Below are 15,627 nucleotides of genomic sequence, written 5' to 3'. Positions count from 1 at the left end.
GATTAGCCTGCGATGTCGCACCCCGTGGCTTCTTGCAATTGTTCACGGGTAACACCCGACGCCAGCTCTACCAGCTTGAGCCCTTGCTCGGTGACATCCAGCACCCCTAAATCGGTGATGATGCGATCCACCACACCCACGCCAGTGAGCGGCAGATCGCATTGCTTAAGCAGTTTGTGGGCGCCACCTTTGGCGGTGTGCTCCATCAATACCACCACGCGTTTGACTCCGGCCACCAAATCCATGGCCCCGCCCATGCCTTTAACCATCTTGCCGGGAATCATCCAGTTCGCCAGGTCACCCTTCTCGGAGACTTGCATCGCGCCCAGGATCGACAGGTTGATGTGCCCGCCGCGAATCATCGCGAAAGAGTCCGCGCTATTAAAGAAGCTGCTCCCGGGCAAGGTGGTGATGGTCTGCTTACCCGCATTGATCAAGTCAGCATCGACTTCTTCTTCAGTGGGAAACGGACCAATCCCCAACAGACCATTCTCACTTTGCAGCCAGACGTCCATACCTTGCGGGATGTAGTTGGCCACCAGCGTCGGCAAACCAATGCCCAGGTTGACGTAAAAACCATCCTGCAGTTCTTGGGCGGCGCGGTGCGCCATTTCTTCACGAGTCCAGGCCATACTTAGGCGCTCCGCACAGTGCGTTGTTCGATGCGTTTTTCCGGGGTGGCATTGAGGATCAGCCGCTGTACGTAGATCCCGGGCAAATGAACCTGATCAGGTTCGATCTCGCCAATTTCAACGATTTCTTCCACCTCGACCACACACACTTTCGCGGCCATCGCGGCCAACGGGTTGAAGTTGCGCGCTGTTTTATTGAACAGCAGGTTGCCTGATTTATCGGCTTTCCAGGCTTTAACCAGTGCGACGTCGGCACGCAGTGAGCGCTCCATGACGTACCACTCGCCGTCGAATTCGCGGGTTTCTTTGCCTTCGGCAACCAGGGTTCCGTAACCGGTCTTGGTGTAGAACGCCGGAATACCAGCGCCACCCGCGCGCAGCTTCTCAGCCAGCGTCCCTTGTGGGGTGAACTCAAGCTCCAACTCACCGGCCAGGTACTGACGTTCGAATTCTTTGTTCTCCCCCACGTAGGAAGAAATCATTTTACGAATTTGCCGCGTGGTCAGCAGTTGACCCAGGCCAAACCCGTCTACACCGGCGTTATTGCTGATCACGGTCAACTCGCGCTTGCCACTGTCGCGCAAGGCAGCGATCAGGGCTTCTGGAATCCCGCACAATCCAAAACCGCCCACGGCCAGGGTCATCCCGTCTTCGACGAGCCCCTGCAAGGCGGATTCAGCACTCGAGTAAATCTTATTCACTTGTTATTCCTCGAATTGGCCACGGTGCGCCTGGCACCTGTGGCCTGCTTGCTTTAGTCGAGGACGGACACCTAAGAAAACGGCTGTCGCCCACCCCCCGATCTTGGCTGCCCCAGCCTTAGGCCAGAGCGTTGCCCGAGTGTAGGGGAAGGCGGCGAAGGAACTCTAGCCATGAGTGTGGATGGCGTAGAAATAAATGCAGGGTGTGTCGCGTTTGCGCAACGCTTTGACGGGTAAGTCGGGCCACGGATACGATCTTTAACAAACTCGTAACAATTGCCCTACAAAATACTTAGCTCGCTAACTTTAAACCCGCGGCCTAGACGTATATAAAGACCGCCGTGGTAGTAAACGTCCTCCAGACAAAATCTTCTCTCGCCTTATGGCTGTAGAGAACTAGACTCTGATTCAGTTTTATCTGATGTTCGCAGGCCGGGGTTCAAGCGCAGCATATCCAGGCCCACGTCGACCCAGGACTCCGCTTCTTTATGAAGTTCAAAACTGTCGGGAACCAGCAGCCATTGCCCGAGAAGACCGTCGATATAGGCGTGAAAACAGATGGCTGCGCGGCGTACGTCGAGGGTTTCGGGGAGTTGGTGCCGATGAATCGCATTGATCAGGGTGAGCTCAATCCGAGTGTTGCAGTCGATCATCGCCACTTGGCGCTGACGTCGCAAATCGCACATTTCGTCAGTGAATTCACACTTATGAAACAAAATCTCATTAATTCGCCGAGTTTTTGGATCAATTGCCACTTGGTGAAGCAAATGGATCAGCAGCTTGCGCATGCAGCCAAGCGGGTCGATTTCGTCTTGACTCTTACAGGCTTCAGCGAGCGCATCCAAAGGCTCATGCAAACTGTCCAGCATCGCCTGCACAACGTCGGCCTTGTTGCTGAAATGCCAGTAGATCGCGCCTCGGGTCACCCCGGCCAGCGTGGCGATATCAGCCAGCGTCGTGCGCGCAACACCTCGCTCATAGAAAGCCCTTTCGGCTGCTTCGAGAATCGCACTGCGGGTTTCCTGCGCTTCTTCTTTGGTACGACGCACCATGGCAATAAAAACCTCAATCAGAGTGGCCCTAACGGCTCTGAAAAGCCCCCAAGACCTATATCGGGTGGCGTTTGTTGTGCCTTATCCCGGCCTACAGCTCACGCAATGAAAAGGGCTGAAACATGTCTTTAACGACACAACCCTGCTATTTACAAACAGACACGAATGTAAGTATATTCCTTAGCAAGCTACTTATCCACCCGGAACAGCTTTCTTCACCCTTCCACTATTCTTGTGCGCTTTCGCGTGCCTGACCCGAGGATCTTCATGCAATTCAAGCCAGCTGTTACCGCTCTGGTTGCCGCCGTCGCCCTGGCATCGCTGCTCAGCGGATGCAAAAAGGAAGAAGCGGCACCTGCCCCCCAAATCCCTCAGGTCGGTGTTGTCACGCTGAAAGCCCAGCCCTTTACCTTGACGACCGACCTTCCAGGCAGAACAACGTCCTACCGTTCTGCCGAGGTTCGCCCACAAGTGAACGGGATTATTCTTAAGCGCCTGTTCAAAGAAGGCTCTGACGTCAAAGTCGGTCAGCAGCTGTATCAAATTGATCCGGCCATCTATGAAAGTGCCGTCTTGAGCGCACGCGCGACCTTACAGTCGGCCAAATCACTGGCTGACCGCTACAAGCAATTGGTCGCAGAGCAAGCCGTAAGCCGCCAGGAATACGACAACGCCGAAGCCGCGCGCCTTGAAGCTGAAGCCACGCTGAATACGGCTCAGGTCAACTTGCGTTACACCAAGGTATTGGCACCTCTGACCGGCCGCATCGGTCGTTCGCTCTACACCGAAGGCGCGCTGGTCACCAGCGGCCAGGCCAATGCTCTGGCAGTGATCACGCAACTGGACCCGATCTACGTGGACGTGACCCAGTCGTCGGTTGAAATGCTGGAGCTGCGCAAAGACCTCGCCGATGGCCGCCTGAAGAAAGCTGGCGAAAATGCCGCCAAGGTCAAGCTGACACTGCCCGATGGCAGTGAGTATGGTCAGGAAGGCCGCCTTGAATTCAGCGAAGTCTCGGTCGACGAAACCACCGGTTCGGTGACCTTGCGCGCCGTATTCCCCAACCCTGATGAAATCCTCTTGCCCGGCATGTTTGTGCACGCGCAACTGGAAGCCGGTATCGACAGCAATGCAATCCTCGCCCCTCAAGTGGGCGTGACCCACAACCTCAAAGGTCAACCGACAGCATTGATTGTCGGCCCGGACAACAAGGTTGAGCTGCGTGTGCTTGAAGCATCGCGCACCGTGGGCAGCGACTGGCTGGTCGAGAAAGGCCTGAACCCGGGCGATCGCCTGATTACTGACGGCCTGCAATTCATCAAGCCTGGCGTTGAAGTCAAAATCATGGAAAAACCACAAGGCGCAACCCCGGCACCTGCCCCGGCAACAGAAAAAGCTGCAGGCAGTAAAGGGGAATAAACCATGTCGAAATTTTTTATCGACCGTCCGATTTTCGCTTGGGTAATCGCCCTTGTGATCATGCTGGTCGGGGCACTTTCGATCTTGAAACTGCCAATCAACCAGTACCCGAGCATCGCGCCACCGGCCATCTCGATCTCCGTGACCTATCCGGGTGCTTCGGCACAAACCGTACAGGACACCGTGGTTCAGGTGATCGAGCAACAGCTCAACGGTATTGACCACTTGCGTTATGTGTCGTCTGAAAGTAACTCCGACGGCAGCATGACCATCACCGCGACCTTTGAGCAAGGGACTGACCCGGACACCGCCCAGGTGCAGGTGCAGAACAAGCTCAACCTGGCCACCCCACTGCTGCCCCAAGAGGTTCAGCAGCAAGGTATCCGTGTGACCAAGGCAGTGAAAAACTTCCTGATGGTTATCGGCGTGGTGTCTGAAGACGGCAGCATGAACAAGGATGACTTGTCCAACTACATCGTCTCCAACATGCAAGACCCGATCTCCCGTACCGAAGGTGTGGGTGACTTCCAGGTGTTTGGTGCCCAGTACGCCATGCGCATCTGGCTCGACCCGGCCAAGCTGAACAAGTACAACCTGACCCCGATTGACGTTAAATCCGCCATTTCCTCGCAGAACGTACAGGTGTCTTCCGGGCAACTGGGCGGCCTGCCAGCGGTCAAAGGCCAGGAACTGAACGCCACCATCATCGGCAAGACGCGCCTGCAAACTGCCGAAGAGTTCAAAAAGATCCTGCTCAAGGTCAACACCGACGGCTCGCAAGTACGCTTGCATGATGTCGCGGAAGTCGCCCTGGGCGGTGAAAACTACAGCATCAGCGCGCAGTACAACGGCAAGCCGTCCTCGGGCCTTGCAATCAAGCTGGCGACCGGTGCCAACGCACTGGACACCGCCAAGGCGCTGCATAAAACCATCGACGACCTGGCCCCGTTTTTCCCGCCCGGCATGAAAGTGGTTTACCCGTACGACACCACGCCCGTGGTATCGGCCTCGATCAAAGGGGTGGTTGAAACCCTGGTCGAAGCGGTTGCGCTGGTGTTCCTGGTGATGTTCCTGTTCCTGCAGAACTTCCGCGCCACCATCATCACGACGATGACCGTGCCAGTGGTATTGCTCGGTACTTTCGGGATCCTGGCGGCGGCCGGTTTCAGTATCAACACCTTGACCATGTTCGGCATGGTACTGGCCATCGGCTTGCTGGTGGACGACGCCATCGTGGTGGTGGAAAACGTCGAACGGGTCATGAGTGAAGAAGGCCTGCCCCCCAAAGAAGCCACCAAAAAATCCATGGAGCAAATCCAGGGAGCGCTGGTCGGTATTGCCTTGGTGCTGTCAGCCGTACTGCTGCCCATGGCGTTCTTCAGCGGCTCGACCGGTGTAATCTACAAGCAGTTCTCGATCACCATTGTTTCGGCGATGGCGCTTTCGGTACTGGTTGCCCTGATCTTCACCCCGGCCCTGTGCGCCACCATGCTTAAGCCGGTCAAGAAAGGCGACCATGGTGAGAACAAGCGCGGCTTCTTCGGCTGGTTCAACCGCACATTCGACAGCGGTGTAAAACGCTACGAGAAAGGTGTCGGCAGCATCCTGCGCCACAAAGCGCCGTACTTGCTGGCCTATGTCTTGATCGTTGTCGGCATGGTGTTCCTGTTCACCCGCATCCCGACCTCGTTCCTGCCGGAAGAAGACCAGGGCGTTCTCTTCGCTCAGGTACAAACCCCGGCCGGTACAACCGCAGAACGCACCCAGGTCGTGATTGACCGCATGCGTGAATACTTGCTGACGGACGAGTCGGCGGCCGTGTCCTCGGTCTTTACCGTTAACGGCTTCAACTTCGCCGGTCGCGGCCAAAGCTCCGGCCTGGCGTTCATCATGCTCAAACCGTGGGCCGACCGTGATGCCGATAACAGCGTATTTGCGCTGGCGGCACGTGCTCAGGCGCACTTCTCCACCTTCCGCGACGCCATGGTGTTTGCCTTTGCTCCGCCGGCTGTTATGGAACTGGGTAACGCCACTGGCTTTGACGTGTACCTGCAAGACCGTGCCGGTATTGGCCACGAAAAGTTGATGCAAGCCCGTAACCAGTTCCTGGGCATGGCATCGCAGAGCAAAATCCTGGCAGGCGTGCGTCCTAACGGCTTGAACGATGAACCTCAGTACCAGCTGGAAATCGATGACGAAGCAGCCCGCGCCCTTGGCGTAGGTCTGAGCGACATCAACAACACCCTGTCCATCGGTCTGGGTGCCAGCTATGTCAACGACTTCATCGACCGTGGTCGTGTGAAAAAGGTCTATCTGCAAGGCGAAGCTGACTCGCGGATGAACCCCGAAGACCTGAAAAAATGGTATGTGCGCAACGCTGAAGGAACCATGGTGCCGTTCTCTGCATTTGCCAAGGGCAAGTGGATTTACGGTGCGCCGAAGCTGTCGCGTTATAACGGCGTAGAAGCCATGGAAATCCTGGGCGCCCCGGCACCCGGCTACAGCAGTGGTGAAGCCATGGCTGAAGTCGAAGCACTGGCCAAGAAGCTGCCGGCAGGCGTCGGTATTTCCTGGACCGGCCTGTCCTACGAGGAGCGTCTGTCAGGTTCGCAAGCACCTGCGCTGTATGCGATTTCCTTGTTGATGGTGTTCCTGTGTCTCGCGGCGCTGTATGAAAGCTGGTCGATTCCGATTGCGGTCATGCTGGTGGTGCCTCTGGGGATTATCGGTGCACTGCTGGCCACTAGCCTGCGGGGGCTGTCCAACGACGTGTACTTCCAGGTGGGCTTGCTGACGACCATCGGTCTGGCCTCGAAAAACGCGATCCTGATCGTCGAGTTCGCCAAAGAGCTGCACGAACAAGGGCGAACCTTGACCGAAGCCGCCATTGAAGCCTGCCGCATGCGTCTGCGCCCGATCATCATGACCTCGCTGGCGTTCGTACTGGGCGTTATCCCGCTGGCCATTTCTTCGGGCGCAGGTTCGGGTAGCCAGCACGCCATTGGTACAGGTGTGATCGGCGGTATGATCACTGCAACTGTTCTGGCCGTGTTCTGGGTGCCGCTGTTCTTCGTCGCGGTGTCGTCCTTCGGCAGCGGCAAGGACAACGACCCGGAAAAGAAAGTGGACCTGACTAAAACTCCAAATCAAGAGGCTGGCCAATGAGCAAGTCGCTTCTCGCAGTCGCCGTAGCAGCGTTTACGCTGGGCGGCTGCTCGCTGATCCCTGACTACCAGCGCCCTGAAGCGCCGGTAGCAGCGCAGTACCCGCAAGGCCCGGCCTACAAGCCTAACGAAGCGCCGGCTCAAGCGGCGGCAGAACAAGGCTGGCGTGAGTTTTTCCGCGACCCGGCCCTGCAACAGTTGATTCAGACAGCTCTGGTGAACAACCGCGACCTTCGGGTCGCGGCCCTGAACATTGATGCGTATGCCGCGCAGTACCGTATTCAACGTGCCGATCTGTTCCCGGCGGTGACGGCCAATGCCAGCGGCAGCCGTCAACGGATGCCAGCACGCCTGTCGCAAACGGGCGAGTCAGGCATCACCAGCCAATATTCGGCGACCCTCGGGGTCAGCGCGTACGAGCTGGATCTGTTTGGCCGCGTTCGCAGCCTGAGCGATCAGGCCTTGCAGAACTACTTTGCGACCGAAGAAGCCCGACGCACCACTCAGATCAGTCTGGTTGCCAGCGTCGCCAATGCTTACTTGACCTGGCAAGCCGACAAAGAGCTGCTCAAGCTGACTGAAGACACGCTCAAGGCGTTCGATGAGAGCTACAAGCTCACCTTGCGCAGCAATGAGGTGGGCGTTGCTTCGGCGCTGGAAGTCAGCCAGTCGCGGACCTCGGTGGAAAACGCCAAGGTTCAACTGGCCCGCTACACGCGCCAAGTGGCTCAGGATCAGAACAGCCTGGCCTTGCTACTCGGCACGAGCATTCCGCAGAACCTGCCCGCAAGCAAACCGCTCGCTGCTGATCTGCTGACCGAAGTACCGGCAGGCCTGCCTTCAGATTTGTTGCAACGCCGTCCTGACATTCTGGAAGCCGAGCACAAGTTGCTGGCCGCCAATGCCAATATCGGCGCCGCACGTGCCGCGTTCTTCCCGAGCATCAGCCTCACCGCCAATGCCGGGACCTTGAGCCCGGACCTGTCGGGGCTGTTCAAGGGAGGCTCGGGCACTTGGCTCTTCTCGCCGCAAATCAACCTGCCCATCTTTAACGCAGGGGCTTTGCGCGCCAGCCTGGACTACTCGAAAATCCAGAAGGACATCACCGTCTCGCAATATGAGAAGGCGATCCAGACAGCATTCCAGGAAGTATCTGACGGCCTGGCAGCGCGCCAGACCTACAATCAACAGTTGCAAGCCCAGACGGACTTCGTTAACGCCAACCAGGATTACTACCGGTTAGCCGAGCGTCGTTATCGGATTGGTGTCGACAGCAACCTGACGTTCCTTGATGCGCAACGCTCCCTGTTCAGCGCGCAACAATCGTTGATCAGTGACCGCCTTTCGCAGCTGACCAGTGAAGTCAATTTGTACAAGGCGCTGGGTGGCGGCTGGTACGAACAGACCGGGCAAAACCGCCCGATCTCGTCCGAGCCGCCGAAGGCCTGATAGAGAAACTGCTAAACACACAAACCCGCCTTTTGGCGGGTTTGTGTGTTCAAGGGCGGTGAATTTACCTAAACGCGCTGAGCATTTTCTCCCCTGACGTGCCTTGCCCGTAGATCACTCCAGTGGGCGTGAAAATGAAATACATGGCTTAAAGTCCTGACTGCCTTATTAGTGGATATCAGATCCCGACCCAACATGCTGCTTTGCGCAACGATGCTTAGCCCTTATGGCAACCGTAGGATATGCAAACTTGATAGTCGCCGCTGCGGTTCAGCACTGTATAGCGGCCCTGAAAGATTGATCCGCCTCAGTTGCCTGGCCATTTAACTACCTGACTGAACGCGCAGGGTGATTTCACCCATCGCTCTTTGCGCACGTGCAGCCCGTACCGTGTGGATATAGAACGCGCGTTCTATATCCACACTTCACTTATCCAAGAACACCCCCCTCCTCAGAAGTTATTGGCTCCTGAAAGACGCTCATTGATTAATCATTCAATACGTTTGTTTCTTTCGTCCGATAACCTGCTGTTTTGTCACTCATGGAAGTTGACGTGCCCGAACAGCTTCGGCGATAGTAGCAGCCACTGTTCAGACGCAGCACAGAACAGTCTACACGCGGGCTAAATTGCCACTCTCTCAACCGCCTCTTCTTGGCCCATTCAGCGCCAGGACGGTCACCGAGCGATTGATTGTTGCGTGGCTTTTTAAAAAGGGTGAAGTCGCAAACTTTAACAGGACAGTTAAAGCGTCCCAGTGCGTGGGACATGGCGGTTTAATAGCCGGCTTATTGATGAGCGACGTACACGGCCAATACGCATCAACCGATTCAAACTCTACTTAATTAGGTAACACTGTGACGAAAGACGAACTGCGCGCTGAACTTGAGCGTCAGGAGCAACGTTACAAGGACGTTTACGGTGGTGAAGTGACGACTTACGCAGCTCAACCCGAGCCCGAGCGTAAGCCATGGCGCAAGCGCGCCAGCCTGCTTGACCAGGCCTTCACACAAGAAATCCAGAAAATTGAAAAAGAGTTAAAACCCGAGGCCCCCTGACAGGGGCTTCGTCTGCGCCCTGCCGAAACCGGCCTGTAGGGTAAACCCGCCAAAGGCGTGTGCACCCATCAACCTGTACGAACGGCTGTGTTCAAGGTGCGCAATGCAAGCCGGATCGTGCAACTGAAGCCACTCAGTAGCGCTCGCTTGGGATTTTCAGGCCTCTGACAAGAACGGGCTGCGGCTAAACACCGCAAAAAAGAAATTTCATACGCCCCACTCAGACCTGTTCCAAGGGCCAGCGCTTGTCTGCCAAACAGCGTAGAGCCTTTGTTATCAGTGGCTTGGAAGCGTTTTCCGACCCATTGACGCTGACCGGTCTGACAAGTTTTTTCATTTACAGATGTTACCAACGGGCAGCTAGTGCATCGATTACCAAGGTTTTCTGGCATAATCCGGCCCCCTTTATGACCGTGTCAGAAAACCTTCATGATCGATCTATTAAGCGGATTGGATGCCTGGGTTCTTGTCAGCCTCTTCTTCGCCCTAGCCTTTGTTCTCGCGTTTGAGTTCATCAACGGCTTTCATGACACCGCGAATGCGGTAGCGACTGTCATCTACACCAAAGCCATGCCGCCTCACCTGGCGGTGTTCTTTTCCGGTGTGTTCAATTTTCTTGGCGTTTTGCTGGGTGGTGTGGGTGTGGCATACGCCATTGTCCATTTGCTACCGGTCGAACTGCTGGTCAATGTGAATACAGGACATGGCCTGGCCATGGTGTTCTCACTGCTTGCAGCGGCCATCACCTGGAACTTGGGTACTTGGTACTTCGGCATCCCGGCCTCCAGCTCCCACACCTTGATCGGTTCGATCCTGGGTGTAGGCCTGGCCAACGCATTGATCACCGGCATCCCGGTGAGCGATGGCGTGAACTGGCAGAAGGCAATCGACATTGGTGCTTCGCTGGTGTTCTCGCCGCTGGCAGGCTTTGTTGTCGCCGGTTTACTGCTGGTAGGCCTTAAGTGGTGGCGTCCGAACTCCAAGATGCACAAGACGCCCGAGCAACGCCGCAAGCTGGATGACAAGAAGCATCCGCCGTTCTGGAACCGTCTGGTACTGGTGATCTCGGCCATGACCGTGAGCTTCGTGCACGGCTCCAACGATGGCCAGAAAGGTATCGGCCTGATCATGCTGGTGTTGATCGGTATCGTGCCAAGCGCCTTCGTACTGGACCTCAACAGCACGACGTATCAGATCGAACGCACACGCGACGCGACCCTGCACTTGAGTCAGTTCTATCAACGCAATCACGCGAGCCTCAGCGAGTTCCTGGCGCTGGGTAAAAGCGTGAAAGACGACTTGCCGGGCGAGTTCCGCTGCAACCCGCAACAAACCGAGCCGACCATCGCGGCCTTGCTCAGTTCGTTGAAAGGTGTCGAGAACTATCAGTCGCTGTCGGCCGAGAAGCGTATCGAGATCCGTCGTTACCTGCTTTGCCTGGATGACACCGCGAAGAAAGTCAGCAAATTGCCAGTGCTTGAGCCACGCGAGAAAGCGGACCTCGAAAAACTGCGCAAAGACCTGACGGCCACCACTGAATACGCGCCGTTCTGGGTGATTCTGGCGGTAGCCCTGGCCTTGGGCCTGGGCACCATGGTTGGCTGGAAACGCGTGGTCAAGACCATCGGCGAGAAGATCGGCAAACAAGGCATGACCTACGCACAGGGCATGGCGGCACAGATCACCACCACCTTTGCCATTGGCCTGGCCAACATCTTCGCCTTGCCGGTATCCACGACTCACATTCTGTCGTCGGGTGTCGCGGGCACTATGGTTGCGAACAAAAGTGGCCTGCAAGGCAACACCATCAAGACGATTCTGATGGCATGGGTGCTGACGTTACCCGCAACGATTGCACTCTCAGCTGCGTTGTTCTGGCTGGCGTCCAAAGCGCTCGCCTAAGCGGCAAACGCACTAAAAAAGGTACGCCCCGGGGCGTACCTTTTTTTTGCCTGACGCAGGCACTCAACGGACACTTGCGGCATGGCCTGGCAACAACGACACGCCCCTGCACAAAACACACACGCAAAAAAATAGGCGACCGAAGTCGCCCAAAATGCCTTGCGTGCTCGTGTACCGAAAAGACCCGGCGCTACTTATTGCGCTTCTGGGAGTCTTTCCAGATAAAAATGCCCAAACCCGCGAAAAACAGGACCATGAGGCCGACGGTAAGTACTCCAGCGATAACCACATTATCGAGAAACATGACGGCCTCCTGCGCGTGTTTGTTTGTGTGAAGCCAGAATAACCAGACGCGCAGGCGAGGAACTTGACCGGGATCAATAGTGACCACCGCTTCGAGGACGTTAGGGGGAATAGTTGACGCAGATCAGGAAAAACGCCGCAGTTCAGCGTTTTTTAGGCTTTTTCTTTGGCTTTTTCTTGGGACTGGTCAGGGGCATGGCCTGCTCAAACGCCTGGCGTACTTCATTAAGGCGCTTTTCGTTGAGGTCATGCACGCGTTTGGCACGTTCGGCGCCCAGGTCTACCAGCTTGCTGTCTTGGTTCATAACGGGATCGGATCACTGTCAATGTGTCGGCAAGGGCCCATAATGCGGCGCGCCAGCCGAGCTGACCAGAAAAAATTCAGACCTCTATGTCCACCCACTGGCCCTGACGCGGCGCACCGTCGATCAGCGGCGAGACTGGCACGGTATTGTCTTCATTCAGTTCATCGCCCGGCACGATGACCACCTCTTGAGCCTGATCGCGCGACTCACGCCGACGCTTGTCCTGCTGGCGTCGTTGCTCTTCGCGCAACAACAGCGAGGCCTGATCGGGGTCCTGATTCTTCAAGTTGATCGTGCTGTCACCCGAGCTGGCTTGCGCTGGCACCACGGGCGGAATATCCGGACGCGGGCGCACCGGGTCCTGCTGGGATGTGACGGGCACCACACTGATGGGAAGGATCGGCGGCAGCATAATTATTGTTCTCCTGTTTTCAGGCTGTCGGCCCGACGCCGATTGACTTGAGGCGCCCGTTAAATCCGGCAGCAGCCTGAAGGACGTCGATCAGGTTTTTATCAGAGACCTTTGGTCTCAGGCCCTCGTTCCGTTAATATACTCGGCTTTTTCAAAGCGGGAGTCAGGCAGCATGGCGCAGCAGTATCAACCGGGGCAACGCTGGATTAGTGACAGCGAAGCTGAGCTAGGTTTAGGCACCGTTCTGGCACAGGACGGTCGCTTGTTGACCGTGCTCTATCCGGCCACTGGCGAAACCCGTCAATATTCGCTGCGCAACGCACCGCTTACGCGCGTACGTTTCTCGCCGGGTGATTCCATCATCCACTTCGAAGGCTGGAAGATGACTGTGCGCGAAGTCGAAGATGTCGACGGTCTGATGGTGTACCACGGCCTTAACGAGCAAAACGAAGTCGTTACCCTGCCCGAAACCCAACTGTCCAACTTCATTCAATTCCGTCTGGCCAGCGACCGTCTGTTCGCCGGGCAAATTGACCCGCTGTCCTGGTTTTCGCTGCGTTATCACACCCTTGAGCACACCAGCCGCCAGCTGCAATCGCCGCTGTGGGGCCTGGGTGGCGTACGGGCGCAACCAATCGCCCACCAATTGCACATTGCCCGTGAAGTCGCGGATCGCATTGCGCCACGTGTCCTGCTGGCTGACGAAGTGGGCCTGGGCAAAACCATCGAAGCCGGCCTGGTGATTCATCGCCAGTTGCTGAGCGGTCGTGCAAGCCGCGTGCTGATCGTGGTTCCCGAGAACCTGCAGCACCAGTGGCTGGTTGAGATGCGTCGTCGCTTCAACCTTGAAGTCGCGCTGTTTGATGAAGAACGCTTTATCGAAAGCGATGCCAGCAACCCGTTTGAAGACACCCAACTGGCGCTGGTAGCGCTGGAATGGCTGGTGGACGATGAAAAGGCGCAAGACGCACTGTTCGCCGCCGGTTGGGACCTGTTGGTGGTCGACGAAGCCCACCACCTGGTCTGGCACGAAGACAACGTCAGCCCCGAGTACGCGCTGGTTGAACAGTTGGCCGAAACCATCCCTGGCGTCCTGTTGCTGACCGCGACCCCGGAGCAGTTGGGTCAGGACAGCCACTTTGCCCGTTTGCGCCTGCTCGACCCCAACCGCTTCCACGACCTGGCGGCCTTCCGGGCCGAAAGTGAAAACTACCGCCCCGTGGCTCAGGCGGTGCAGGAGCTGCTGGACAAAGGCAGCCTGTCGCCGCAAGCACATGCCACCATTCACGGCTTCCTCGGCGCTGAAGGCGATGCCTTGCTGGCTGAAGTCAACGCCGGTGATGCCGAGGCCAGCGCACGTCTGGTGCGTGAACTGCTGGACCGTCACGGCACGGGCCGCGTGCTGTTTCGCAACACCCGCGCCGCTGTTCAGGGCTTCCCGGAGCGCAAGCTGCACGCCTACCCCCTGCCCTGCCCGGACGAATACCTGGAATTGCCGCTGGGCGATCACCCCGAGCTGTACCCCGAAGTCAGCTTCCAGTCGCAGCCGGACATCAGCGAAGAACAACGCTGGTGGAATTTCGACCCTCGCGTCGAGTGGCTGATCGACACCCTGAAAATGCTCAAGCGCACCAAAGTGCTGGTGATCTGCGCCCACGCCGAAACCGCAATGGACCTGGAAGACGCCCTGCGCGTACGTTCCGGCATCCCGGCCACGGTGTTCCACGAGGGCATGAACATCCTGGAGCGCGACCGTGCCGCGGCGTACTTCGCTGACGAAGAATTCGGCGCGCAAGTGCTGATCTGTTCGGAAATCGGCAGTGAAGGCCGTAACTTCCAGTTTGCCCATCACCTGGTGTTGTTCGATCTGCCGTCGCACCCCGATTTGCTGGAACAGCGTATTGGCCGTCTCGACCGTATCGGCCAAAAGCACGTGATCGAACTGCACGTGCCGTACCTTGAAACCAGCCCGCAACAGCGTCTGTTCCAGTGGTACAACGAAGCGCTTAACGCGTTCCTCAACACGTGCCCGACCGGCAACGCGTTGCAGCACCAGTTCGGCCCGCGCCTGCTGCCGTTGCTCGAAGCCGCCGACGATGACCAGTGGCAAGCCCTGATCGACGAAGCCCGTACCGAACGCGAACGTCTTGAAGAAGAACTGCACACCGGCCGCGACCGCTTGCTGGAGTTGAACTCAGGCGGCGCAGGTGAAGGCGAAGCGCTGGTGGAGGCGATCCTTGAGCAAGACGATCAATTCGCCTTGCCGATCTACATGGAAACCCTGTTCAACGCGTTCGGCATCGACAGCGAGGATCACTCCGAAAACGCCCTGATCCTCAAGCCTAGCGAAAAAATGCTGGATGCGAGCTTCCCGCTGGGTGACGACGAAGGCGTGACCATCACCTACGATCGCAATCAGGCACTGTCGCGCGAAGACATGCAGTTCATCACCTGGGAACACCCGATGGTGCAAGGTGGCATGGACCTGGTGTTGTCCGGCTCGATGGGCAACACCGCCGTGGCACTGATCAAAAACAAGGCACTCAAGCCGGGCACGGTATTGCTTGAGCTGATTTACGTCAGCGAAGTGGTTGCCCCGCGCGCCCTGCAATTGGGCCGCTACCTGCCCCCTGCTGCCCTGCGCTGCCTGCTGGACGCCAACGGCAACGACCTGTCTTCGCGCGTGTCGTTCGAAACCCTGAATGAACAACTTGAAAGCGTGCCACGTGCCAGCGCCAACAAGTTCGTGCAGGCTCAGCGCGACCAGCTCACGCCAAAGATCAACGCCGGTGAAGCCAAAATTGCGCCGCGTCATGCTGAACGTGTCGCTGAGGCCCAGCGTCGTCTGGCCGCTGATACCGAAGAAGAACTGGCACGCCTGACCGCGTTGCAGGCCGTCAACCCGAGCGTGCGTGACAGCGAACTCGTGGCATTGCGTAAACAGCGTGAACAGGGCCTGGCCATGCTTGAAAAAGCAGCGCTGCGTCTTGAGGCCATTCGCGTTCTGGTCGCAGGCTAACCCTAAAACGCTCGTCACTGCGCCAGACTGCAACGGTCTGCACGTCAGTCACTTAAGGATCGGGTAAGAGACTCAGCGCTCTTACCCGACCGGCGTCTAATCGCTGATTGCCAGCAAGTTTGGCTATAAAAACCTGCTGCTAATAGCAAAATGGTAAGCATCATCTTGCCATCATTCCGCCTTCCTACATTCCCCCTTCTACACTTCAGACAA

12 protein-coding genes are annotated in these 15,627 nt (G+C 57.2%); 6 read left to right on the top strand and 6 right to left on the bottom strand.

Annotation, left to right across the window (positions count from 1 at the left end; translation table 11 throughout):
* Window positions 1–2: 2 nt before the first annotated feature.
* The 3 genes from V6F78_RS17325 to V6F78_RS17315 form a co-directional block, all read right to left on the bottom strand.
* Window positions 3–632, bottom strand: a complete 630-nt coding sequence (locus tag V6F78_RS17325) for a CoA transferase subunit B (protein ID WP_047274121.1) — start codon at window positions 630–632, stop codon at window positions 3–5.
* Between the two features lie 2 nt (window positions 633–634).
* Window positions 635–1,333, bottom strand: a complete 699-nt coding sequence (locus tag V6F78_RS17320) for a CoA transferase subunit A (RefSeq protein WP_047274119.1) — start codon at window positions 1,331–1,333, stop codon at window positions 635–637.
* Window positions 1,334–1,713: 380 nt separating this feature from the next.
* Window positions 1,714–2,385 carry a TetR family transcriptional regulator gene (locus V6F78_RS17315; RefSeq protein ID WP_047292540.1) on the bottom strand — a complete coding sequence of 224 codons (672 nt, stop codon included), beginning with the start codon at window positions 2,383–2,385 and terminating at the stop codon, window positions 1,714–1,716.
* Window positions 2,386–2,652: 267 nt separating this feature from the next.
* Here V6F78_RS17315 and V6F78_RS17310 point away from each other — a divergent pair, with 267 nt between their 5' ends.
* The 5 genes from V6F78_RS17310 (at window position 2,653) to V6F78_RS17290 (ending at window position 11,375) form a co-directional block, all read left to right on the top strand.
* Window positions 2,653–3,804, top strand: coding sequence for an efflux RND transporter periplasmic adaptor subunit (locus V6F78_RS17310; RefSeq protein ID WP_094991052.1), 1,152 nt, complete (start codon window positions 2,653–2,655; stop codon window positions 3,802–3,804).
* A gap of 3 nt (window positions 3,805–3,807) precedes the next feature.
* Entirely contained in the window at window positions 3,808–6,969 is a 3,162-nt protein-coding gene (locus V6F78_RS17305; protein WP_047292538.1) for an efflux RND transporter permease subunit, read from the top strand.
* Window positions 6,966–8,417, top strand: coding sequence for an AdeC/AdeK/OprM family multidrug efflux complex outer membrane factor (gene adeC / locus V6F78_RS17300; RefSeq protein ID WP_047278661.1), 1,452 nt, complete (start codon window positions 6,966–6,968; stop codon window positions 8,415–8,417). Before V6F78_RS17305 ends, adeC begins: the two co-directional genes overlap by 4 nt.
* 855 nt (window positions 8,418–9,272) lie before the next feature.
* The gene (locus V6F78_RS17295) at window positions 9,273–9,473 is read left to right on the top strand and encodes a hypothetical protein (protein ID WP_047274113.1); all 201 of its coding nucleotides are present in this window, start codon (window positions 9,273–9,275) and stop codon (window positions 9,471–9,473) included.
* 429 nt (window positions 9,474–9,902) lie between these two features.
* Window positions 9,903–11,375 (top strand): inorganic phosphate transporter, encoded by a 1,473-nt coding sequence (locus V6F78_RS17290; protein ID WP_047278665.1) that lies wholly within the window; start codon window positions 9,903–9,905, stop codon window positions 11,373–11,375.
* Between the two features lie 190 nt (window positions 11,376–11,565).
* Here V6F78_RS17290 and ccoM read toward each other — a convergent pair whose 3' ends face one another.
* From ccoM to V6F78_RS17275, 3 genes are all read right to left on the bottom strand, one after another.
* Complete coding sequence (gene ccoM / locus V6F78_RS17285; protein WP_019411060.1) at window positions 11,566–11,679, bottom strand: cytochrome c oxidase subunit CcoM; 114 nt, start codon at window positions 11,677–11,679, stop codon at window positions 11,566–11,568.
* Between the two features lie 142 nt (window positions 11,680–11,821).
* Window positions 11,822–11,983 carry a hypothetical protein gene (locus V6F78_RS17280; protein WP_094987356.1) on the bottom strand — a complete coding sequence of 54 codons (162 nt, stop codon included), beginning with the start codon at window positions 11,981–11,983 and terminating at the stop codon, window positions 11,822–11,824.
* A 76-nt stretch (window positions 11,984–12,059) separates the two neighbouring features.
* The gene (locus V6F78_RS17275) at window positions 12,060–12,395 is read right to left on the bottom strand and encodes a hypothetical protein (RefSeq protein WP_047274109.1); all 336 of its coding nucleotides are present in this window, start codon (window positions 12,393–12,395) and stop codon (window positions 12,060–12,062) included.
* A 172-nt stretch (window positions 12,396–12,567) separates the two neighbouring features.
* Between V6F78_RS17275 and rapA the strand changes: the two genes are divergently transcribed.
* Window positions 12,568–15,414 carry an RNA polymerase-associated protein RapA gene (gene rapA, locus V6F78_RS17270; protein WP_048374666.1) on the top strand — a complete coding sequence of 949 codons (2,847 nt, stop codon included), beginning with the start codon at window positions 12,568–12,570 and terminating at the stop codon, window positions 15,412–15,414.
* Window positions 15,415–15,627: the final 213 nt, after the last annotated feature.

The sequence above is a fragment of the Pseudomonas sp. ESBL9 genome, from assembly GCF_036668715.1.
Classification (GTDB): domain Bacteria; phylum Pseudomonadota; class Gammaproteobacteria; order Pseudomonadales; family Pseudomonadaceae; genus Aquipseudomonas; species Aquipseudomonas lundensis.
The sequence above is the reverse complement of the archived record's forward strand: the minus strand, read 5'-3'. Positions and strand labels throughout refer to the sequence as shown.

Bases quoted from the DNA above. Each gene is read 5' to 3' on its own strand.
- V6F78_RS17325 (WP_047274121.1), bottom strand. From the start codon at position 632: ATGGCCTGGACTCGTGAAGAAATGGCGCACCGCGCCGCCCAAGAACTG.
- V6F78_RS17315 (WP_047292540.1), bottom strand. From the start codon at position 2,385: ATGGTGCGTCGTACCAAAGAAGAAGCGCAGGAAACCCGCAGTGCGATT.
- V6F78_RS17310 (WP_094991052.1), top strand. From the start codon at position 2,653: ATGCAATTCAAGCCAGCTGTTACCGCTCTGGTTGCCGCCGTCGCCCTG.
- V6F78_RS17305 (WP_047292538.1), top strand. From the start codon at position 3,808: ATGTCGAAATTTTTTATCGACCGTCCGATTTTCGCTTGGGTAATCGCC.
- adeC (WP_047278661.1), top strand. From the start codon at position 6,966: ATGAGCAAGTCGCTTCTCGCAGTCGCCGTAGCAGCGTTTACGCTGGGC.
- V6F78_RS17290 (WP_047278665.1), top strand. From the start codon at position 9,903: ATGATCGATCTATTAAGCGGATTGGATGCCTGGGTTCTTGTCAGCCTC.
- ccoM (WP_019411060.1), bottom strand. From the start codon at position 11,679: ATGTTTCTCGATAATGTGGTTATCGCTGGAGTACTTACCGTCGGCCTC.
- V6F78_RS17280 (WP_094987356.1), bottom strand. From the start codon at position 11,983: ATGAACCAAGACAGCAAGCTGGTAGACCTGGGCGCCGAACGTGCCAAA.
- V6F78_RS17275 (WP_047274109.1), bottom strand. From the start codon at position 12,395: ATGCTGCCGCCGATCCTTCCCATCAGTGTGGTGCCCGTCACATCCCAG.
- rapA (WP_048374666.1), top strand. From the start codon at position 12,568: ATGGCGCAGCAGTATCAACCGGGGCAACGCTGGATTAGTGACAGCGAA.